Genomic DNA, 21,676 nt, shown 5'->3' on the forward strand with positions numbered 1-21,676 from the left:
AAGAACTTTAAAAACCCAAACTAACTTATAATCTTCTTAACTAACCTCAAAAACTTTAAAACCATAATAACCAATACAACAACAAATATACCAATAAACCAATTTTGATGGTAAAAATCCTTATTTGTTTTGGTTATTGATATAATTTCAAAAATAATAAAGGATGTTAATGAGAATAGTTTTTATGGGAAGTCCTGAATACGGCGTTAAAATATTGGATGAACTTAATAAAAAATACGAAATAGCGGCCGTCTATACTCAACCTGACAAACCTGTTGGAAGAAAAAAAATATTGACCCCCACACCTGTAAAAAAATATGCTCTTGAAAACAAACTTGAAGTATATACGCCGTCTACTTTAAAAGATGATGAAATTATTGAAAAAATTAACCCCGATTTTATCGTCGTAGCTGCATACGGACTTTTGCTTCCGGAAAAAATTTTGAACATTGCACCTTGTATCAATCTTCATGCTTCATTGCTTCCGAAATATAGAGGTGCAAGCCCGATTCAAAGCGCAATATTAAACGGGGATAAATATACCGGTGTTACTGCAATGCTTATGGATATAGGACTTGATACGGGAGATATACTTGCATGGGATTATACTGAGGTTGGAAGAAAAACAAGTATGGACCTTTTTGATGAACTTGCAGCAATTGCTGCGAAACAGACACCTTATGTGATTGATAATTTCAATAAAATAAAACCATTAAAACAGATTGATGCATTAGCATCATATTCTCCGAAAATAAAAAAACATGACGGTTATGTAACATTTGATGATGCAGATATTATTGATAAAAAATACAGGGCGTTTCAACCATGGCCCGGGATTTATACAGATTGTTTTAAAATAAATGAAATGGAACTAATTGATATAGTTTCAGAAAATAAAAAAGGTGTAATATTGGATATAAACGATGGTGTTGTAATCGGATGTAAAAAAGGAAAAATTAAATTATTAAAAATTCAGGTTCCTGGAAAAAAAGAGATTAAAGCTGTTGATTATGTAAACGGAAAACGTTTGAAAGTAGGGGATAATATTATAAGTAGTTAAGTAGTGAAGTTGTGAAGGGTGAAAAGTGGAAAGTGAGAAGTTAGCAATAATATATTTAAAAGAGGTGGATTCAACTCAGAAATATTTAATTGAAAAGATTAAAAATAAAGAAATAAAGCCTCCTGTATGTGTATGGACTGATTTACAAACAGACGGCATTGGTAGCCGTAACAATAAATGGATAGGGAAAAAGGGTAATCTTTTTTTCTCTTTTACTTATGAAAAGGATAAATTTAAAGAAATTCCTATTCAGAGTTTGTCTATTTATTTTGGATGGTTATTTAAAAAAACGTTAAATGAGTTGGGTAGCAAGGTTGTCATGAAGTGGCCAAATGATATGTATCTGGTAAAAAATAAAGCTTTAAAAATAGGTGGTGTTATTACTAATATTATAAAAGATTATGTAGTTTGCGGAATTGGTTTAAATACAAAGTTTGCTCCTTCTGAGGATTTTGGCAGTTTGGATATTAATGTAAAAAATGATAAAATTCTTGAAAGGTTTTTTTTCAATCTACAGAAAAACTATAAGTGGGACTTAGTTATAAAAGAATTTGCAGAAGAGTTTGAAAAGTATAAGTCTGTTTTTTCCATTGATGGTGAACTACAAAAAGACGGAAGTTTAAAAATAAACGAAAAAAGGATATATTCAAGGCGATGATAGAAATTATATCTGTAGCTAATCAAAAGGGCGGGGTAGGAAAAACAACAACAGCGGTAAATCTTGCAGCATCCATAGCCATTACAGAAAAGAAAGTATTGCTTATTGATGCAGATCCACAGGCAAATGCCACGTCTTCACTTGGATTTTTAAGAAGTGATTATGAATATAGTCTTTATCATGTATTAATAGGTAGTAAAGATATAAATGATACGATTTTAAATACATTAATTCCTACACTTGATTTGGTTCCATCCAATATTGGACTTGCCGGTATTGAAAAAGAGAGTGAGTATCTTGATAAAAAAGAGCTTACACTTAAAGAAAGAATAAAAGAGCTTAAAGAGGATTATGATTATATTATCATCGATACACCACCAATGCTCGGGACTATTACTATTAATGCACTTAGTGCTAGTGATAGCGTTATTATTCCGATTCAAACAGAATTTTTTGCACTTGAGGGACTCGCACAGCTTCTAAATACCATAAAACTTGTGCAAAGAACCAAAAACCCTAAACTCAAGATAAAAGGACTTCTTCCTACAATGTTTAGCAAAAGTAATAACCTCTCAAAACAGGTTTTTCAAGATCTTATAAACCATTATTCGAGTAAACTTTTTAAAAACAAAAAAAGCGGTAAATACATTTATATTCCAAGAAACGTAAGACTTGCCGAAGCACCAAGTTTTGGTAAACCTGTTATTTTATATGATATTAAAAGCTCAGGTGCGCTTGCCTATGAACTGCTTGCAAAAACCATTATAGAGGAATCTGAACAATGAAAAGATTAGGAAGAGGACTTAGTTCCATACTTGAAGATGCGGAAGCTGGATATTTAAAAGAGCTGCCAAGCCGCGGGGTGGAAGAAATAGAAGTTAGTAAAATAAAACCAAATCCCTATCAGCCAAGAAGAGAATTTAATGAAGAAGCTATCAACGAACTTGCGAATTCCATAAAAAAATACGGGCTTTTACAGCCAATCGTTTTAATAAAAAATGAAGATGAATATATTTTGGTTGCCGGGGAGAGAAGGCTTAGAGCTACTAAACTTTTAGGTGAAGAACTGATTAAAGCGATAGTCGTAGATTATTCAAAAAATGATTTAAGAGAGTATGCTTTAATTGAGAATATCCAAAGAGAAGATCTTAATCCAATAGAGGTAGCATATTCACTTCAAAGTCTTATTGAAGAACATGGATATACTCATGAGGAACTTGCAAATGCTATATCCAAAAGTAGAAGTTATGTTACAAATTTACTCAGAATTTTAAATTTACCGGAATTTGTTCATGAAAAAATAAAAAAAGGTATTTTAAGCGTAGGACATGCAAAAGTATTGATAGGACTCGATGATGAATTATTAAAAAAAGTTATAGAAGAAATAGAAAAAAAATCTTTAAATGTCCGTGATACCGAAAAACTGATTCAAAGATTTAAAAATCCAAAGCCGGAAGTAGAAAATACACCTATTGATAAAAGGGTTGTGGATATTGCGGAGAAGTTTAAAAAAATCGGATTAAAAGTTGAAATCAATAAAGATTCTATAAAAATTAAATTCAAAAATAATAAAGATTTGAAAAAATTAGAAAAACTTTTAAATGTAATCGGTTAAATTTATGTTAAAATTCCAAAAAAAGGAGAATTAATGCTTGACCTGAATATAGGTGTGATGCTCATAGAAGCCGGTATTTTCCTGGTTACGCTGATATTACTAAAAATGTGGTTGTTCGATCCTATTGTCAAATTTATGGACGAAAGAGAAGAGAAGCTTAAAAAATCTCTTGAAATGATCAGTGCTAACTCTGAAGATTCAAAAGAGTTAGAAGAAGAGATTCAAAGAATTTTAGCTGATGCAAAAAAAGAGGCTAAAGCTATTAGAGATGAAGCAAGAGCTAAAGCGCAGGCTGAAGCTGCTGAAATGAAAGCTAAAAGAATGGCGGAAATAGAAGCCGCTAAAGAAGAACTTGCAAAAGAAATTCAGGCTGAAAAAGAGAAAATTATAGCTGAACTTAGTGGAAGTAAAGATGAAATAAAAAATCTTGTTGAAAACAAAATAAGGAATGCGGCATGAAAAAAGCATTGTTGGTTGCGTTTTTAAGCGTTGTTGCATTTGCTAGTGAAGCAGCTGCAAGCGGTGGAACTGATATTGTTGCAAGAACGATAAACTTTTTAATTTTTGCGGCAATTCTTTGGTATTTAGTTGGAAATAAAGCAATAACTTTCTTTAGAAACAGAAAAGAAGAAATTGCAAACAAGTTTCAAGAAGTTGAAAACAAACTAAAAGAAGCGAAACTTAAAAAAGAAGAGCTTAAAGCTAAACTTGAAGAGGCTAAAATAAAAGCAGCGGAAATTGTTGAAGATTCTAAAAAAGAAGCTGAACATATTTACAATTCAATTTTAGAGGAAACAAAAGCTGAACTTGAAATGCTGGAAAAACATTTTGAAGAAGCAAAATTGGCTGAAATTAGAAAAGCAAAAAGAGAAGCAATTAAAGCATTTCTTGAAGATGTATTAAAAGACATACATCTTACAAGCGAAGATGCAGCTAAACTTGTATTAAAGGTAGCATAATGATAGTTGAAAAATATACAAAAGCTTTTTTAGCGTCTTTAAACGAAGATGAAATTGCAAAGGCATATGAAGCAATAGCTAAAATCGCATTAGTTGCCAAAGATCCAAAATTTATCTTAATTGTTAAATCACCACTTTTAAACATTGATGAAAAGATCGATGTTTTGTCAAAAATTGCAGAATATAATAATCCAAAATTTTTAAACTTTTTAAGAATAATTCTTGAAAATAAAAGAGAAGATTTATTTAAAGAAATACATACATCTTTATATGAAAAAGTTTCAAGACACTTTAATAGATACGCTGGTGTAGTTGAAGGTAATATAAGTGAATCTACATTAAAAGAAATCGAAGCAAAACTTAGCGAGAAGTTTAATGCTGAGATTAAGTTGTCGTTGGATAAAAAAGATATTAACGGAATTAAAGTGTTCGTTGATATCTTAAATGTTGAAGTTGCGCTTAGTGAAGACAAAATCAAAAATGATTTAATAAACAATATTTTAAAAGCAATCTAAAAGAAAGGAGTATAAGTGGTACAAGAAATCACTTCGATAATCAAGGAAAGAATTGAAAACTACGACTTAAAAGTAGACGTAGAAGAGGTTGGTAAAGTAATTTACTCAGCTGATGGTATTGCTAAGGTTTACGGTCTTACTAATGTAATGGCTGGTGAGATGGTTGAATTCGAAACTGGTGAAAAAGGTTTAGTATTCAACCTTGAAGCTGATAATGTTGGTGTGGTTGTTTTAGGTAAAGGAACAGATATTACTGAAGGTAGTTCTGTAAAAAGACTTGGAAAACTTATATCTGTGCCAGTAGGTGAAGCATTAATCGGAAGAGTAGTAAACGCACTTGGTGAACCAATTGATGGTAAAGGTCCAATTGAAGCTACTGAATATAGATACGTAGAAGAAAAAGCACCTGGAATTATGGCTAGAAAATCTGTTCACGAGCCACTTCAAACAGGTATCAAAGCAATTGACGCACTTGTTCCAATCGGAAGAGGGCAAAGAGAGCTTATTATTGGGGATAGACAAACAGGTAAAACAACTGTTGCATTGGATACTATTCTTAATCAAAAAAATGAAGATGTAATCTGTATTTACGTTGCAGTAGGTCAAAAACAATCAACTGTTGCTAACATCGTTAGAATTCTTGAAGAACACGGAGCTATGGATTATACAATCGTTGTAAACGCTTCTGCATCTGAAGCAGCTTCACTTAAATTCCTAGCGCCATATGCTGGTGTTACAATGGGTGAATACTTCAGAGATAACGGAAGACACGCTCTTATCGTTTACGATGATTTATCTAAACATGCAGACGCATACAGAGAAATGTCATTACTTCTAAGAAGACCTCCAGGAAGGGAAGCATATCCAGGGGATGTATTCTATCTACACAGTAGATTACTTGAAAGAGCAGCTAAACTTAATGACGAACTTGGTGCAGGAAGTTTAACAGCACTTCCTATTATTGAAACTAAAGGTGGTGACGTTGCCGCTTATATTCCGACAAACGTTATTTCAATTACTGACGGTCAGATTTTCCTTGAAACTAACCTTTTCAACAAAGGTATCAGACCTGCTATTAACGTTGGTCTTTCTGTATCGAGAGTTGGTGGTGCAGCTCAGATTAAAGCAATGAAACAAGTTGCAGGTAACCTAAGACTTGACCTTGCGCAGTTCAGAGAACTTGAAGCATTTGCTCAGTTTGCTAGTGACCTTGACGAAGCAAGTAGAAAACAGCTTGAAAGAGGTGAAAGACTAGTAGAAATCCTTAAACAGCCAGCATACTCACCACTACCTGTTGAAAAACAAGTAGTAATCATTTATGCAGGAACAAGAGGTTATTTAGATGATATTGATACAAAATCAATCAGAAGATTCGAAGATGAACTATATCCGTTTATTGAAACTAAATATCCACAGATTTTTGAAAGCATTAGAACTAAGAAAAAACTAGACGACGAAACTGAAGAACTACTTAAAAAAGCATTAGAAGAGTTTAAGGCTGGGTTCGAAGGATAATAAATGGCAACTTTAAAAGAGCTAAAACAAAAAATAAGCAGTGTTAAAAACACTCAAAAAACAACAAGGGCGATGAAGCTTGTTTCTACCGCCAAATTAAAAAGGGCGGAAGAGGCAATTCTTCGCTCGCGTGAATATGCAAGAAAAATTGATGAAGTTATGCATGAAATATCAGCAAAGCTTGCAAGTGTAAAAGAATCGATTGAACTTAGAGCATTTGCAAAAATCGATAACGTTGAAAAAGTAGATGTAATTGTTATTACAGCAGACAAAGGTCTGTGTGGTGGATTTAATATTCAAACAATAAAACAAACAATTGCACTTATAGAAGAACTTAAAGAGAAAAAAGTTAAAATAAGACTTAAAGTAATCGGAAAAAAAGCTATTGAGTATTTCAAATTCGTTGGTATTGAAATGTATGAAGAAGTAATAGGACTAAGTGCTGCACCTGATTATGCAAAAGCAGCAGAAATCATACAAAAAAGTTATGAAGATTTCGTAAATGAAGAAATCGATAATATAATTACAATTCATAACGGATATGTTAATAAACTTACACAACAGGTATATGTAAAAGAACTACTTCCTATAGAAGTAGATATAAATGACTCTCAAGAATTTTTAGAAGTAGAGCCAGACAATGACTATGAAACAATTCTTGAGACATTAGTGAAAAAATATATTGAGTATTCATTATATTATGCACTTTTAGATTCATTAGCGGCGGAACATAGCGCAAGAATGCAGGCAATGGACGCTGCAACTAATAACGCAAAAGAAATGGTTCATCAGTTGACACTTGAATTTAACAAAGCAAGACAAGAAGCTGTAACAAGAGAATTAATTGAAATCGTTACTGCTATAGAAGCAATGAAAAAGTAAAGGAGTAAAATGGAAGGTAAAGTATTACAAATTTTAGGTCCGGTTGTTGACGTAGAATTTGAAGGAGATATTCCGGCGATAAACGAAGCGCTTTATGTGGAGTTTGAAGCTGAAGGTGAAAAGAAAAAAGTTGTATTAGAAGTTGCGGCACAAATTGGTGATCATATCGTTAGAACAATTGCAATGGACCTTACTGATGGTCTTACAAGAGGAGAAAAAGTTGTGGCTACTGGTGCACCTATTAAAGTTCCAGTAGGTGAAGCTGTTCTTGGAAGAATTTTCAACGTAACAGGTGATGTAATTGACGGCGGTGAAGATGTTCCTGCTGATACGCCAAGATGGTCAATCCACAGAGACGCTCCTCCGTTTGAAGAGCAGTCAACTAAAATGGAAGTTTTCGAAACTGGTATCAAAGTTGTAGACCTTCTATGTCCATATATGAAAGGTGGTAAGACTGGTCTATTTGGTGGTGCCGGAGTTGGTAAAACGGTTATTATTATGGAGCTTATCCACAACGTTGCTTATAAACACAGCGGTTATTCAGTATTTGCTGGGGTTGGTGAAAGAACAAGGGAAGGTAACGACCTTTACCATGAAATGAAAGAAAGTGGCGTTCTTGACAAAGTTGCACTGTGCTACGGTCAGATGAACGAACCTCCAGGATGTAGAAACAGGGTTGCTATGACTGGTCTTACAATGGCTGAATATTTCAGGGACGAAGAAGGAAGAGACGTTCTTATGTTCATCGACAACATATTCAGATTTGCTCAGGCAGGTGCGGAAATGTCAGCACTTCTTGGAAGAATTCCAAGTGCGGTTGGTTATCAGCCTACACTAGCAACTGAAATGGGTAAATTACAAGAAAGAATTACTTCAACTAAAAAAGGAAGTATCACATCAATCCAAGCCGTATACGTTCCTGCTGACGACTTAACAGACCCAGCACCGGCAAGCGTATTCGCACACTTGGATTCAACAACAGTTCTTAACAGAAAAATTGCTGAAAAAGGTATTTATCCAGCAGTTGATCCACTTGATTCAACAAGTAGAATTCTTGATCCGCAAATCGTTGGTGAAGAACACTACAAAGTAGCAAGAGGAGTTCAGGAAGTATTACAAAAATATAAAGATTTACAAGATATTATTGCTATTCTTGGTATGGACGAATTAAGCGAAGAAGATAAATTAACAGTGGCACGTGCGAGAAAAATTGAGAAATTCTTATCACAGCCGTTCTTCGTTGCGAAAGTATTTACAGGTGCAGACGGAAGATACGTAGAACTTGAAAAAACTATTGCAGGATTTAAAGAAATTCTTGAAGGTAAAGTTGACGACTTACCTGAAAACGCATTCTACATGGTAGGTGATTTAGATGAAGCTAAAGAAAAAGCTGAAAAAATGAAGGCTCAAAGCTAAAGGAAACAAATGAAACTTGATATAGTTACACCTCTTGGAAGAATATACGAGGGGGAAGTAAAAGAAGCATACTTTCCTGGCATTGAAGGTGAATTTGGTGTCCTTGAAGGACACGCACCTTTAATGACTACTCTTCAGCCTGGTCTTATCACAATAAAAAAAGAAGACGGATCTGAAGAGATTATTGCGATTAATTCAGGTTATGTTGAAGTTACGCCTGATCATGTGAATGTTTTAGTAGATGGTGCTCAGCCGGTATCCGGTGAAAAAGCTGGTGATATTGCTGAGGCTATTGAAAAAGCTAAAAAACTTATCCGTGATGCGGCTAACAGCGATGTTTTAGTTGCATCTGTTGAGGCAAAGATAGAAAGTGCTGCCAGAAATCTCTAAAATCTTAAGTAACCCTATAAACATAGTTGTTTTAGGGTGGCTTGGGATTTATCTTTTCTTTGTGTTTTTTATATTTTTCTACAAATATTTTTCATTAACTTCATGGATTAAAAAAGAAAAAGAGTCTCTAAATGCGTTATTAATGAGTGGTAATATTTCCGGTGTTTCTGCTTTAAAAAGATGTATTGATAAAAGTGAAAATATAAATTCTTTAACTTTTGATGCATGTATTCAAGCAGCAAAAACAGAAGGCGAAGGTGGTATTACATTTTTGGGGATTGTGGCTTCTACAGCTCCGTTTATAGGTTTGTTTGGAACAGTAATAGGAATACTTAGCGCCTTTTCTTCAATGCAAAGTGTTACTACTATTAATATGATTGCACCAGCTATTGCAGATGCATTAGTAGCAACGGCTGTAGGTATTATCGTAGCGGTTCCTGCTTATTCGTTTCATCAAATACTCAGTAAAAAAGTGGAAGATTTAATTAGTATATTAACTATGCAAAAGGATTTTTATTTAAGCAAATGAAAAAACCTGAACTTAATATAACTCCTTTTGTGGATATCATGCTAGTATTGTTAGCAATTTTGATGGTTTCAGTAACTGTCAGCACATACCAAGAAAAAACTGTTAATTTACCACAAGGCAGTAAAACCACACCCGCAGCTAAAAAACCTACCATTACTATTACGATTAAAAAAGACGGCAGTGTTATTGTTAACAAAGAGCAGATACCAATGAAAAATTTTTTAGAGGAATTTAATTTAAAATATGGAAATTTCAATAAAAACTCACTTGTTTATATTGCCGCAGATAAAAACATAAAATATCAGACTTTTATGAACGTATATGCAGCTGTTGTTAAACTTGGATTTACTCAAATAGGATTACTTACTAAATGAGGCTTCTTGTTTCCTTTGTATTAACCTTAATTGTTTATAGTTTGATTGTTGTTTTTTTCCTGTTTTTTTTGTTTCCGAAAAAAAAACCTGAAAAAAGAGTTTATGTTCATACTGCAATAATTGCTAAAAAAGCAAAAATTAACTCTCAGGCTAAAAAAAATAGTAAATCAATAAAAAAAACACAGGTTTCTAAAATTAAAAAAAGTATAAAAAAAGTTAAAAAAAGCGGATCAAAATCAAATGTAACGCATGGCGGTAAAGATATCGGTTTTAATGATATTTTTAAAAATGTGAATTATAATGTTGATACAAAAAAAATAGTTCAAAAAAAACAGCTTGATATGAGCAGATTCAGAGGAATTGAGAGAAATCTTAAAAAGATTAAAAAAATAAGTGTAGAAGTTAATTTTGTGCAAAATAGTGGTAAAAAACTGACAAAAGAGGAAATAAACGACATTATTTCGCAAAAGCTGTATTCTATTTGGTATGATGTTTCAACAATTCCGAGTGATTATGCTAAAATAAACATACAAAGTTTAAATGGTCAGGTTTATGTTAATATTTTGGATAGTAATTTACCGCAAGATAGGCAAAACCAATTAATAAGTGAAATTAAAAAAGTTAATTTTGATAAAAATTTTAATATTACGGTATTATTCCAGTCAAAGGTAAGCAATGATTAAAAAAATAGTTTTATTATTATTTACGGCATTTTTTCTGTTTGCAAATGAGCTAGTAATTACTAAATATTTTAATGAAAAGCCAAAAATCAATATTGTTTATTCAGGTGATAAAAATGTGTTAAAAATCCTTAAAATGGATTTAACGGTTTTAGATCATTTCAATTATACAATCAATAAAGAGAATAATGCCACTTACAGATTTGAATTTAGTTATTCAAATAAAAAACTTTCAGTTAAATATTTTGAAAACAATATTTTAAAAGTTGAAAAAATATATAAATCAAATAGTTATGCATATTTTCCGTTTTTGGTTCATAAAGCTGTATATGACATAAATGAATATTTTGGACTTCCACAGGCAAAATTTTTAATTAGAAAAGTTATTTATTCAATGCTTGTAGCACCAAAACAGGCAAATATTTATCTTTCAGATTATACGCTTTCTTATAAAAAGAAAATAATTAGCGGAGGGCTTAATATTTTTCCAAAATGGGCGGATGAAAAACAAAATGTTATTTATTATACGAAACTCGGAAGACTTCCGACTCTTTATAAACTTAATTTAAGAACCGGAAAAAGAGAAAAAATATTAACATCTCAAGGGTTACTCATTGTATCGGATGTTAAAAAAGACAAACTTTTGTTAACTTTAGCACCAACGGGCCAACCTGACGTTTACGAATATGATGTATTAAATAAAAAACTTAAAAAAATTACTAAATATCAAGGTATTGACGTAAACGGAAAATTTTGGGGTAATGATAAAATAGTATTTGTTTCAGACAGATACGGAATGCCGATGATTTTTAGTAAAGATATAAATAACGGAACGATTCAAAGAGTTTTGTACCATGGAAAAAACCAAGTCGGCGTAGATGCCTATAAAGATTATTTGGTTATCAGCACAAGAGAAACAAGTAATGAGTTTTCAGCTAATACTTTTAACTTGTTTTTAGTTAATAAGAAAGATGATTCATTAAAAAGATTGACTTTTAAAGGACAAAATAGCTATCCTAATTTTTCTGTTGACGGAAATTCTATAATGTTTATAAAAAGAGAAAATTTTTATTCAAAAATTGGTATAATACGATTAAATGAAAACAAGGTATTTTATTATCCGTTGCCAAAAATATTACAATCATTCGATTGGTAAAATAAAGGAGAGAAAATGAAGAAAAAATTACTTATTGCAACTGGTTTAGCGGCGTTATTAATGATAACAGGATGTTCAAAGCAGCCGAGTTTAGAAAACGCAAATGAAACTCAGCAATCAGCACAAGCTGCACAAACAACTACGGGAAATGAAGCAACTACTGCTACAACTAATGAAAATGAAAGTGTAAGCACACAAAATGCTAATGTTGAAGAACAAACTATTGGTGAAGGAGCTAAAATCAGTGTAACAGCTGATCAAAAATTTGCAAAAGATTTAGCAAATATTGTAGTATATTTTGATTTTGACAAATATAACATTAGACCAGATCAATGGCCAAAAGTTGAAAAATTAGCTGAACTTATTAAAAGCAATCCGGCAAATTATACAATTAGAATCGAAGGTAATTGTGATGAGTGGGGAACAGAAGAGTATAACTATGCACTTGGTTTAAAAAGAGCAAATGCCGTAAAAGATGCATTAATTAAACTGGGTGTTGATCCTAAAAAACTTACAATAATTAGTTATGGTGAGTTAAATCCTGTGTGCACAGCTCACGCAAAATGGTGTTGGAGATTAAATAGAAGAGATAATTTTACATATCTTCCATAATTAGGGTACAATTCCTTAAAAAAGGAATTGTATGAAAAAACTTTTTTTTCTTTTACCGATAATTTTGTTGGCGGATGTAGATCCATTTAAAGCAGGTGATTTAAATGCACCTAATCCTTACGGCTTAACCCCTCAAGAAAAAGCTATACTGCAAAATAAGAAAAATATTCAAAAAAATAGTGATTTAATTGTAAAGTTGAAAAAAAATTTAGATGATTTTAAATCAAAACTTGCTCAAAAATTTGTTGAATATGACCAAACGATTTCTGATTTAAGCAATAAACTTTCTTCATTTAATACTATACTGAGTGAAATAGATTCTACAAAACTTTCAATTGAAAAGCTAAAAAAACAGCTTCAGGATACGAATTTAACGGATATTAAAAATAGGATAAAAAATTTGGAAGAAAAAGTAGCTACTTTAGAAGAACAAAATCAAGCCATAAAAAAAACGATAGAAGAAATTACAAAAATACAAAATGAAAATTTTCAAAATTTAAGCAATTCAATACAGACAATTTTAAATCAAATTAAAAAATTAAATACACCCACTAAAAAATTAAGTCCTAAAGCCGCTTTTAATAAAGCTAAAAAATATTTTTATAACGGAGAGTTTAATAAAGCTAAAGAATTGTTTGCTTATTCATTAGAGAAAAAATATTTACCAGCAACATCTTCATATTATTTGGGAGAAATAGCTTATAAGCAAGGAAATTATAAAGAAGCGCTAGCATTTTATAAAAAAAGTATTAATCTTTATCCAAAAAAGACATCATTTACTGATAGACTTTTATATCATACCGGTATTTCATTTTTAAAACTCAATCAAAAGCAAAATGCCAAACTTACTTTTATAAAGCTTATAAACGATTTTCCAAAATCGAAATATTCCACTTTGGCAAAAAAAGAGTTGGAAAAATTATAAGAATATGTTATACTGCGTAAAATTTTAAAGGATTACAATGGCAAAAGTATACGGAATTGAATATACGGTAAAAAATTCAAAAGGTGAAGTAGTAGATTCTAATAAAGGACAAGCTCCGTTAGAATTTATCGCAGGACAAGGGCAAATAATTCCTGGACTTGAAAAAGAAGTTGAGGGTATGGAAGTTGGTGAAGAAAAAACTATAACAGTTAAAGCTGAAGAAGCATATGGTGAAAGAAATGAAGAATGGGTCGAAACTCTTCCAAGAGAGCAATTTGAAGGAATTGATCTTCAAAAAGGAATGACTCTTTACGGACAATCTCCGGATGGACAAACTATTGCGGTAACAGTTAAAGATTTTAACGATAAAGAAGTTACTATCGATTATAACCATCCTTTAGCTGGTGAAGATTTAACATTTGACGTAAAAGTAGTAACTAAAAGAGACGCTACTTTAGAAGAATTGGCTGGTGGCGAAGCTCAGGGCTGCGGATGCGGAACTGGATGCGGATGCCACTAAGGCTTCCTTTTTCTTTTATTCTAAATAGAAGTGTCTGTCACTATTTTAGAGAGTTGTCTTTTAATTTTCAGACTAATAAAAATATGTAAAAAGTTGGACAATAAATCATCAATATACAAATATAGTATAAATCAAAAGCCCTAAATTTGCTCTCAATCCAAAAATTTAGAATAACTCATATATGATATAATTTTAATAAAAAAGGATAATGATGAAAATTGGTTTGCTTTTTCCGGGACAAGGTAGTCAATTTATAGGAATGGGTAAAGATTTTTATGAATCAAGTGATAAAGCAAAAGAGATGTTTGAAATTGCAAGTGACGCAATTAAAGTTGATTTTAAAAAATTAATGTTTGAAGAAAACGATGATATAAATAAAACCGAATACACGCAGCCTGCAATACTTCTTTATTCGGCAATAGCATATGAGCTTTTTAAGAACACTGATTTTAAATATGCTTTTTCTCTTGGGCATTCTTTAGGTGAGTTTAGTGCGCTTTATTCTGCTGGTGCTATAGATCTTGCTGATGCGATCAAGCTTGTTCATGAAAGAGGAAAGCTTATGAACGCGGCTTTCAGTGACAAAGTTGGATCAATGATGGTTGTTTTAGGTCTTGATGATGAGACTATAGAAAATATTTGTAAAAATTCCGGACTTAAAGTATGGCCTGCAAATTATAATAGTGATGGACAATTAGTGTTAGCAGGACTGAGAGTTGATCTTGAAAAGTTAGAACCTGTTTTAAAAGAAAAAGGCGCTAAAAGGGTAATGCTTTTAAATATGAGTGTTGCTAGTCATTGTCCTCTTCTTGAGAGTGCAAGCGCTCCTTTAAAAGAGTTATTGGATGAATATTTAAAAGATGAATTTAAACCTGTTATAAGCAATGTAACGGCAAAAGCATATTCCTCAAAAGCAGAAGCTCTTGAACTGCTTCCTGTTCAGTTAACTAAACCGGTTCTTTATAAACAATCAATTAAAAATTATGAAAATGAAGCTGATATGTTTGTAGAGCTTGGAGGTAAAGTATTAATGGGTATTAATAGGAAAATAACAAAGAAAAAAACACTTCCTGTAACTGATATGGCAAGTCTTGAAAAGGCTGTAAATATAATAAACGGATAAAAAGTTTGGATTTTTAGGGAGAAAAATATGAAAATAGCACTTGCTCAGATAAAGCCTAAATTAAGTCCGGATAATATTGATAAACATATAGAGTTTATTGAAAAAACCGATGCCGATTTAGTAGTTTTTCCGGAACTCAGTATGAATGGATATAAAATAAAAGACGCTCTTTTGGAAGACGCTTTTGATATTGAATATTTTAAAAAAATATCCTTTTCCAAAGATGTAGTATTGGGAGCTGCCATTAAGAAAGATGGAAAAATTTTTAACAGCGCTCTTTATATTGATGAAAACATAAAAATACACAATAAAGTCCATCTTCCTACATATGGCGTATTTGAAGAAGGAAGGTTTTTTTTTAAAGGGGATGAATTTCAAATAATTAATACGAAATTCGGAAAAACTGCAATGTTTGTATGTGAAGATGTTTTTAGCGGGGATGCTATAAATTTTGTTTCTCAAAATAAGCCTGATTTAATAATTGTAATAGCCGCTTCACCTGCAAGAGAGTTTGATGAAGGGAAATTGTTGATAGAAGAGCAGTGGGAAGCATTATTAAAATCGATGGCAATTTTAAGCGGGGCGTATGTATTATTTTGTAACCGCGTGGGATTTGAAGACGGACTTGGGTTTTGGGGAGGCAGCAGGGTTATTAATCCAAAAGGCGAAACTGAAGTAAAAGCAGATTATTTTGAAGAAGAACTTGTAGAGTGTGAGTTAAATCACCATCTGACAATAACGCAAAAATATTTTTTAAGAAAAGACTGAGAATTTCAAAGGAATATAATGATAGGTATTTTATGTGCTATGGTTGAAGAACTGGAACCGATTTTAGAATATATGAATGTAAAAGAAAAAATAAATCACGCAAACAATGTGTTTTATTTGGCTGAATTTCAAAATAAAAACATAGTTCTTGCTTACAGCAAAATAGGAAAAGTAAACGCTTCAATAACTGCTACAATTATGATTGAAAAATTCGGCGTAGAAAAACTTCTATTCAGCGGTGTTGCAGGCGGTGTTGATGAAGATTTGAAAATAGGAGACCTTATTACGGCCACTCATGTATGTCAACACGACGTGGATTTAACCGTTTTCGGATATAAGCACGGATTTATTCCTGAGAGCGAAATATTTTTTGATTGTGATATAAATCTTATCAATATCGCCTTAAAAGTTGCTGATAAACTTAATATAAAACTTAAAAAAGGGATTATTGCAAGCGGTGATCAGTTTGTTCATTCAAAAGTAAGAAAAGAATGGATAAAGGAAGTTTTTGGTGCAAGTGCCATTGAAATGGAAGGAGGGGCAGTAGGATGTGTTTGTTGGAATGAGCAGGTGCCGTTTTTTATGCTAAGAGCCATCAGTGACACCGCGGAAGAGGGTGCAGGGGTGGATTTTGACGAATTTTTGGAAGAATCGAGTAAAGTAAGCGCAAAATTTATAATTGAGATGCTTAAAGAAATATAAATAGAAAGGTTTAAAATGAAAAATAAATTAATTGTAATGGGGATAACATTTCTGATATTAATAGCAATAACACCTTTTATATTCGGAAAACTTATGAATTCAAAATATAATCAGATGCTTAATGATTTAAGAAATAAGGGAATTACAATAAATATTGTAAAAGACAAAAGCACATACCTTCAAACAGATAAAATTTTAAGAGTAACAATTCCTTCTAAAATTTTAAATTCACAAGGTCTTATAGAAGAAGTAGAGTTAAATATTGAAACGAAATTTAAGAACTTACCTGTTACTAATGTCCTGTTTTTAGGAAATGTTGAAAATATAAAATTAGCGGATAATTTTAAAAATATTCAAAATGACTTAAATACATTTTTTAAAAAATATGTAAAATTTGTAATAACTACGCCTAATTTTAAAGATTATGCCTATAAATTTGATGATATTATCATAAATAATAATCCGACTATAGGTATTGAACATATTACGGGGACTTTTAAAAGGGGTGAAAATTTAAAAAACATTTTAAAAATAAAAGATATTTACGTTAAAGATAAAAAAGGTTTTATCGAAATTAAAAATTTCAAAAATCAGTTTGAAGGAAATGAAAAAAATTCACTTTCAAAAACAGATTTTAATGTAAATGTTGATCTTAACAGATTCAAACTTCAGATAAATAGCGTTTATTCTACAACAAAAACCTTTATAAGCGATGTGGCAAAAGTCAATTCCACTTTCGGATTTAAAACGTTAAATATTCCTAATGCGGTAAATGCAGATGATTTTAAAGTTAATATGGAAATTAAAGGAATTAAAACAGCACTTCTTAAAAAATTGGCACAGGCAAAAGAGGACGAAAAAGATCAATATCTTGAAAAAATATTTGAAGAAGGTTTTGATATAAATATAGATAGTTCTTTAAAAAACATAAAAGCAATGCAAAGGGATTTTGGTGGATATACGCTTAATTTTGATATTAAGTTTCTTCCGACTAAAAATTTCAAAGCAAAATTAAACAGCAATAATATTGATTTCATAGATGCAAAGCTAAATTTAATAACCACACCTGAAATTGCGAATATTTTAATGAATACACTGCCAAGAAGTGCGTTTTTGTTCGCTCTTGCCAAAAAAGAGAACTCAAAAGTAATTTTGAATTTAGAGTTTAAACAGGGAAAATTATACAGCGAAGGACAGCTCGTTAAATGAAAAACCCTATAAAAGACATATGTTTTTCTAAAAAAGTAACCAAATTCACCGGTCGTGCAAACGGAGAGTTTGAACTGATAAAAGAGGGTGACAGGGTTATGGTTGCATTCAGTGGGGGTAAAGACAGCTTTGTTTTATTGCATGTTTTAAAAAGAATGCAACTGATTGCCCCTTTTAAATTTGACCTGCTTGCTATCACAATTGACGCCGGGACCGGAATTGATTATTCACCTCTTAAGAAACACTGCGAAGAGTTCGGAATCGATTATATCATTTATAAAACCCCGATACTTGAAATATTAGAAGAAAAAAAACGACCCGGAAGCAGTGCCTGCGGATTTTGTGCTAGGATGAGAAGGGGTGCTCTTTATACAAAAGCATTAGAACTTGGATACAATAAAATTGCACTTGGGCATCATTTTGACGATGCGGTTGAGACTTTTTTTATGAGTATGTTTTATAACGGAATGATGAGAAGTATGCCCCCCAAATACAAAGCATACAACGAAATAGAAGTTATAAGGCCATTAATAAAAGTGCGGGAAAAGTGGATTCAGTATATGAGTGATAAAAATAACTTTCCGATAATTGACGGGGAATCAAGCTGTCTTGCTTTTAACGAATCAGACCAGGCCAAAACGCCTTATGTCAGACAAGAAATTAAAGAGTGGCTAAAAAATATGGAAGAAAAAGAACCTAAACTTTTCCAAAGGCTTGAGAGTGCTTTTTCAAATATAGACTGCTCTACATTTTTTATGAAAGAATATTTTAAATAATGGAGAATTGAGAATTGAGAATTGAGAATAAAAAAGTATTAGTGGGAGTAAGCGGCGGGGTTGACAGCGCTATGTGCGTATATCTTTTAAAACAGCAGGGGTATGATGTTTTGGGAATATATATGAAGATGCATGAGGGTGTTAATCATGTGGAAAATATTACAAAACTAAACAGACTTTCAAAAAAACTCGGATTTGAATATGTAATTGAAGATGTTGAGGATGAATTTAAAAAAGAGGTTTACGAATATTTTGTAGAAAGTTATAAAGAAGGTATTACCCCAAATCCGTGCGCTATGTGTAATATTAAAATTAAATTCGGTATTTTTATGCAGTTTTTGGAAAAATATGAATGTTCTTTAGCGGCTACAGGGCATTATGTCCGAAACGACGGGAAATTTTTATATCAGGCAAAAGATGAGAGTAAAGATCAGAGTTATTTTCTTTTCGGGATAAAAAAAGAGATTTTGCCAAAACTGCTTTTTCCTCTTGGAGATTATACAAAAGAAGAGATTAAAAAAATGGCAAAAGAAATAGGACTTGAAGAATTTGCAAGCCAGAAAGAATCTCAGGATATATGTTTTATAGAAAATTCTTATATCGATGTTTTGAAACAACATTTTAACCCGGAAAGAAAAGGTAAAGTGGTCAACAAAAGAGGACAGAAAATAGGTATCCATAAAGGATATTCTTTCTATACCGTCGGTCAGAGAAAAGGGTTTAATCTTTTTAAATCACATAAGCCTCAATATGTTATAGGCATAGATGCTAAAAGCAATACCCTTATTGTCGGTGATAAAAAAGACCTTGAAAAAAAACAGGTCTTTTTAAAAGGGGTGAATCTTTTTATTGAAGAAAAAGTTTTTGAATGTGAGGCAAAAATAAGATACAGGGCGCCTAAAGTTCCTGCTGTTGTAAAGATGGAAAGTAAAAGCAAAGCCGTGGTGAATTTTTTTGAGCCTGTTTTAGGTGTCGCAAAAGGGCAGGCATGTGTTTTTTATGATAAAGATAAACTGCTTGGCGGTGGATGGATAAGAGGCGGGAGATGATTTTACAGTGAATAGCGAAAAGTGTAAGGTGAAAAGTGCGAAATTTAAAATGAAAAACTAAAAGTTGACAATGTAAAATTAAAGTAATTTTGATACCATTTCATTAACAAAACAAAGGAGCGTGAAAAATGAAATTTAAACTTTTCAGCGGAACGGCTAATCCGAAAGTGGCGGCGGACATTGCGGAATATCTAGACAGACCTCTTAGTAAAATAACCGTTAATAGATTCAGTGATGGCGAAATAAACGTTCAAATAGGTGAGAGTATCAGAGGGATTGACTGCTTTATTATACAGCCTACATGTGCACCGGCAAACGATAATCTGATGGAACTTTTAATTATTACGGATGCCATGAGAAGGGCAAGTGCAAAAAGCATTACGGCGATAGTCCCTTATTTCGGATATGCAAGACAGGATAGAAAAGCAGCACCGAGAGTTCCAATTACTGCAAAACTTGTTGCAAATATGATGGAAAAAGCTGGAATTGATAGGGTTGTAACAATTGACTTACATGCTGGGCAGATTCAGGGATTTTTCGATATTCCTGTTGATAATCTTTATGGAAGTATTTTATTTTTTGATTATTTTAAAGAACTTAATCTTAAAAACCCTATTATCGCGAGTCCTGATATAGGCGGAGTAGCAAGAGCAAGATATTTTGCAAGTAAGCTTGGTCTTGATATGGTAATAGTTGATAAAAGAAGAGAAAAAGCAAATGTAAGTGAAGTTATGAATATTATAGGTGATGTAAAAGGTAAAGATGTAATTTTAATAGATGATATGGTGGATACCGCAGGGACAATGGTAAAAGCTGCAGCGGCACTTAAAGAAAAAGGCGCAAATTCGGTAATGGCATACGCGACACACGGGGTGTTAAGCGGCCCTGCAATTGAGAGGGTTAAAAATTCCGTATTGGACGAGCTTGTAATAAGCGATACGATTCCTTTTAAGGGTGATTGCAAAAAAATAAAAGTTCTCTCAACTGCCAAACTTTTTGCAGAAGTAATAAGAAGAATTATGTATAACGAAAGTATCAACAAACTTTTTGATTAATGAAAACGATAAATTCAATTTCAGCTGCTACACTTGAAGTTAAAAAATCAAAATTTCACTCTTTTCTTGTTCCTTTCTCTTTATTTGAAGAAAAGCTAGAAGAATTAAAAAAAGCACATCCAAAAGCCAATCATCATGTAACCGCATTCAGATACCTCAATGAACACAATCAGATAGTAGAAGGTTCTTCCGATGACGGGGAACCCAGGGGTAGCAGTGGCAGGCCGACACTTAAGGTCCTTCAGGGAAATGATTTGGTAAATGTCGGCATTATAACAGTTAGATATTTCGGTGGCATACTTTTAGGTGTGGGAGGGCTTGTAAAAGCTTACTCGGATGTGGCTAATTTAGCAATAAAAAACGCGAAATTACTTGAATATAAAGATATTTTTGAGTATTCTTTTAGTGTTGATTATGAAAAAAGCAGAGCTGTTGAATATATTCTCAAACAAAACGGAATTTTTGTTGAAAAAAGGGAATTTGGAATTGATGGTATAGAATATACCATAAGAGACGATGTTGAAAAAATAAATTTAATAAAAGGTGTGCTATGAAAAAATTATTGTTTGCTTTAATGTTTCCTTTAATGCTTTTAGCCGTATCAAATGAAAATATTTTGGCCGTAACTTGGTTAAACGGCTTTTGTAAAGCGAATCCTAAAAAGGCTGTGTGTATCAACAGAAAACCTGCTGATTATTCACTGACACATTTCACTCTTCACGGACTTTGGCCTAAGAATAAAAAATATTGCTCAAACGAGCCTTTAAAATTATCTAAACATTTTATGAAAATTTTGGAAAAATATATGCCTGGTGCAAAATACGGGCTTGCTAAACATGAATGGAAAAAACATGGGACATGTTTTGGGACAGATCCTGAAACATACTTTATAACAGGAATAAAATTTACTCAGCAGTTTAATGAAACTCCACTATTACAATTTTTTAGAATGCATATGGGACAGAGTGTTTCTATTAAAAGAATTAGATGGATATTTGGTCAAATTTTTGGAAAAGGTAATATGAGAAAATTTCAAATGTTATGTAAAAACGGATATATAACTGAAATCAGAATCAATTTAAAAGGTGATCCGGTAAACGATGATTTTTATGAACTTGTAGATAAAGCAGATGAATTTAAGGGTGTAAAACAGTGTCAAATGGGAATTATAGCCGCTCCTTAATTCCC

General features: G+C 32.2%; 27 protein-coding genes. All 27 read left to right on the plus strand.

The window, feature by feature from the left end; genetic code table 11:
* Nucleotides 1–169: 169 nt before the first annotated feature.
* A complete protein-coding gene (gene fmt / locus ACYQ19_RS05200) occupies nucleotides 170–1,060 on the plus strand; it encodes a methionyl-tRNA formyltransferase (RefSeq protein ID WP_459978371.1) in 891 nt (296 codons plus the stop codon).
* 25 nt (nucleotides 1,061–1,085) lie between these two features.
* Nucleotides 1,086–1,718: a biotin--[acetyl-CoA-carboxylase] ligase gene (locus ACYQ19_RS05205; RefSeq protein ID WP_459978372.1), complete on the plus strand. Its 633-nt coding sequence runs from the start codon at nucleotides 1,086–1,088 to the stop codon at nucleotides 1,716–1,718.
* On the plus strand, nucleotides 1,715–2,503 hold the full coding sequence (locus tag ACYQ19_RS05210; protein WP_459978373.1) for a ParA family protein: 789 nt from the start codon (nucleotides 1,715–1,717) through the stop codon (nucleotides 2,501–2,503). Before ACYQ19_RS05205 ends, ACYQ19_RS05210 begins: the two co-directional genes overlap by 4 nt.
* Nucleotides 2,500–3,333 (plus strand): ParB/RepB/Spo0J family partition protein, encoded by an 834-nt coding sequence (locus ACYQ19_RS05215; RefSeq protein WP_459978374.1) that lies wholly within the window; start codon nucleotides 2,500–2,502, stop codon nucleotides 3,331–3,333. Before ACYQ19_RS05210 ends, ACYQ19_RS05215 begins: the two co-directional genes overlap by 4 nt.
* 33 nt (nucleotides 3,334–3,366) lie before the next feature.
* Nucleotides 3,367–3,792 carry a F0F1 ATP synthase subunit B family protein gene (locus ACYQ19_RS05220; protein ID WP_459978375.1) on the plus strand — a complete coding sequence of 142 codons (426 nt, stop codon included), beginning with the start codon at nucleotides 3,367–3,369 and terminating at the stop codon, nucleotides 3,790–3,792.
* The gene (locus tag ACYQ19_RS05225) at nucleotides 3,789–4,292 is read left to right on the plus strand and encodes a F0F1 ATP synthase subunit B family protein (RefSeq protein WP_459978376.1); all 504 of its coding nucleotides are present in this window, start codon (nucleotides 3,789–3,791) and stop codon (nucleotides 4,290–4,292) included. The genes ACYQ19_RS05220 and ACYQ19_RS05225 overlap by 4 nt, the downstream gene beginning before the upstream one ends.
* Nucleotides 4,292–4,807: a F0F1 ATP synthase subunit delta gene (locus ACYQ19_RS05230; protein ID WP_459978377.1), complete on the plus strand. Its 516-nt coding sequence runs from the start codon at nucleotides 4,292–4,294 to the stop codon at nucleotides 4,805–4,807. The genes ACYQ19_RS05225 and ACYQ19_RS05230 overlap by 1 nt, the downstream gene beginning before the upstream one ends.
* Nucleotides 4,808–4,822: 15 nt before the next feature.
* Entirely contained in the window at nucleotides 4,823–6,322 is a 1,500-nt protein-coding gene (gene atpA / locus ACYQ19_RS05235; RefSeq protein ID WP_459978378.1) for a F0F1 ATP synthase subunit alpha, read from the plus strand.
* Nucleotides 6,323–6,325: 3 nt separating this feature from the next.
* A complete protein-coding gene (atpG, locus tag ACYQ19_RS05240; RefSeq protein WP_459978379.1) occupies nucleotides 6,326–7,204 on the plus strand; it encodes an ATP synthase F1 subunit gamma in 879 nt (292 codons plus the stop codon).
* 9 nt (nucleotides 7,205–7,213) lie between these two features.
* Nucleotides 7,214–8,620: a F0F1 ATP synthase subunit beta gene (gene atpD, locus ACYQ19_RS05245; RefSeq protein WP_459978380.1), complete on the plus strand. Its 1,407-nt coding sequence runs from the start codon at nucleotides 7,214–7,216 to the stop codon at nucleotides 8,618–8,620.
* Between the two features lie 9 nt (nucleotides 8,621–8,629).
* Nucleotides 8,630–9,010 carry an ATP synthase F1 subunit epsilon gene (atpC, locus tag ACYQ19_RS05250; RefSeq protein WP_459978381.1) on the plus strand — a complete coding sequence of 127 codons (381 nt, stop codon included), beginning with the start codon at nucleotides 8,630–8,632 and terminating at the stop codon, nucleotides 9,008–9,010.
* Complete coding sequence (locus ACYQ19_RS05255; RefSeq protein WP_459978382.1) at nucleotides 8,991–9,539, plus strand: MotA/TolQ/ExbB proton channel family protein; 549 nt, start codon at nucleotides 8,991–8,993, stop codon at nucleotides 9,537–9,539. The genes atpC and ACYQ19_RS05255 overlap by 20 nt, the downstream gene beginning before the upstream one ends.
* On the plus strand, nucleotides 9,536–9,913 hold the full coding sequence (locus ACYQ19_RS05260) for an ExbD/TolR family protein (protein ID WP_459978383.1): 378 nt from the start codon (nucleotides 9,536–9,538) through the stop codon (nucleotides 9,911–9,913). The genes ACYQ19_RS05255 and ACYQ19_RS05260 overlap by 4 nt, the downstream gene beginning before the upstream one ends.
* Nucleotides 9,914–9,981: 68 nt before the next feature.
* Nucleotides 9,982–10,596 (plus strand): hypothetical protein, encoded by a 615-nt coding sequence (locus tag ACYQ19_RS05265; protein WP_459978384.1) that lies wholly within the window; start codon nucleotides 9,982–9,984, stop codon nucleotides 10,594–10,596.
* Nucleotides 10,589–11,749, plus strand: coding sequence for a Tol-Pal system protein TolB (gene tolB / locus ACYQ19_RS05270; protein WP_459978385.1), 1,161 nt, complete (start codon nucleotides 10,589–10,591; stop codon nucleotides 11,747–11,749). Before ACYQ19_RS05265 ends, tolB begins: the two co-directional genes overlap by 8 nt.
* Before the next feature lie 15 nt (nucleotides 11,750–11,764).
* The gene (locus tag ACYQ19_RS05275; protein ID WP_459978386.1) at nucleotides 11,765–12,361 is read left to right on the plus strand and encodes an OmpA family protein; all 597 of its coding nucleotides are present in this window, start codon (nucleotides 11,765–11,767) and stop codon (nucleotides 12,359–12,361) included.
* Nucleotides 12,362–12,392: 31 nt separating this feature from the next.
* A complete protein-coding gene (locus ACYQ19_RS05280; RefSeq protein ID WP_459978387.1) occupies nucleotides 12,393–13,286 on the plus strand; it encodes a tetratricopeptide repeat protein in 894 nt (297 codons plus the stop codon).
* 37 nt (nucleotides 13,287–13,323) lie between these two features.
* Nucleotides 13,324–13,806 (plus strand): FKBP-type peptidyl-prolyl cis-trans isomerase, encoded by a 483-nt coding sequence (locus ACYQ19_RS05285; RefSeq protein ID WP_459978388.1) that lies wholly within the window; start codon nucleotides 13,324–13,326, stop codon nucleotides 13,804–13,806.
* A gap of 208 nt (nucleotides 13,807–14,014) precedes the next feature.
* Nucleotides 14,015–14,929 (plus strand): ACP S-malonyltransferase, encoded by a 915-nt coding sequence (gene fabD / locus ACYQ19_RS05290; protein WP_459978389.1) that lies wholly within the window; start codon nucleotides 14,015–14,017, stop codon nucleotides 14,927–14,929.
* Between the two features lie 27 nt (nucleotides 14,930–14,956).
* On the plus strand, nucleotides 14,957–15,697 hold the full coding sequence (locus ACYQ19_RS05295) for a nitrilase-related carbon-nitrogen hydrolase (RefSeq protein WP_459978390.1): 741 nt from the start codon (nucleotides 14,957–14,959) through the stop codon (nucleotides 15,695–15,697).
* An 18-nt stretch (nucleotides 15,698–15,715) separates the two neighbouring features.
* A complete protein-coding gene (locus tag ACYQ19_RS05300) occupies nucleotides 15,716–16,399 on the plus strand; it encodes a 5'-methylthioadenosine/adenosylhomocysteine nucleosidase (protein WP_459978391.1) in 684 nt (227 codons plus the stop codon).
* A 15-nt stretch (nucleotides 16,400–16,414) separates the two neighbouring features.
* Nucleotides 16,415–17,608 (plus strand): hypothetical protein, encoded by a 1,194-nt coding sequence (locus tag ACYQ19_RS05305; protein ID WP_459978392.1) that lies wholly within the window; start codon nucleotides 16,415–16,417, stop codon nucleotides 17,606–17,608.
* Nucleotides 17,605–18,384, plus strand: coding sequence for a PP-loop family protein (locus ACYQ19_RS05310; RefSeq protein WP_459978393.1), 780 nt, complete (start codon nucleotides 17,605–17,607; stop codon nucleotides 18,382–18,384). The genes ACYQ19_RS05305 and ACYQ19_RS05310 overlap by 4 nt, the downstream gene beginning before the upstream one ends.
* A gap of 14 nt (nucleotides 18,385–18,398) precedes the next feature.
* Complete coding sequence (gene mnmA, locus ACYQ19_RS05315; RefSeq protein ID WP_459978394.1) at nucleotides 18,399–19,433, plus strand: tRNA 2-thiouridine(34) synthase MnmA; 1,035 nt, start codon at nucleotides 18,399–18,401, stop codon at nucleotides 19,431–19,433.
* A 128-nt stretch (nucleotides 19,434–19,561) separates the two neighbouring features.
* The gene (locus ACYQ19_RS05320) at nucleotides 19,562–20,488 is read left to right on the plus strand and encodes a ribose-phosphate pyrophosphokinase (RefSeq protein ID WP_459978395.1); all 927 of its coding nucleotides are present in this window, start codon (nucleotides 19,562–19,564) and stop codon (nucleotides 20,486–20,488) included.
* Complete coding sequence (locus ACYQ19_RS05325; RefSeq protein WP_459978396.1) at nucleotides 20,488–21,042, plus strand: IMPACT family protein; 555 nt, start codon at nucleotides 20,488–20,490, stop codon at nucleotides 21,040–21,042. The genes ACYQ19_RS05320 and ACYQ19_RS05325 overlap by 1 nt, the downstream gene beginning before the upstream one ends.
* A complete protein-coding gene (locus ACYQ19_RS05330; RefSeq protein WP_459978397.1) occupies nucleotides 21,039–21,671 on the plus strand; it encodes a ribonuclease T2 family protein in 633 nt (210 codons plus the stop codon). The genes ACYQ19_RS05325 and ACYQ19_RS05330 overlap by 4 nt, the downstream gene beginning before the upstream one ends.
* Nucleotides 21,672–21,676 lie beyond the last annotated feature (5 nt).

The sequence above is a fragment of the Nautilia lithotrophica genome (assembly GCF_054656815.1).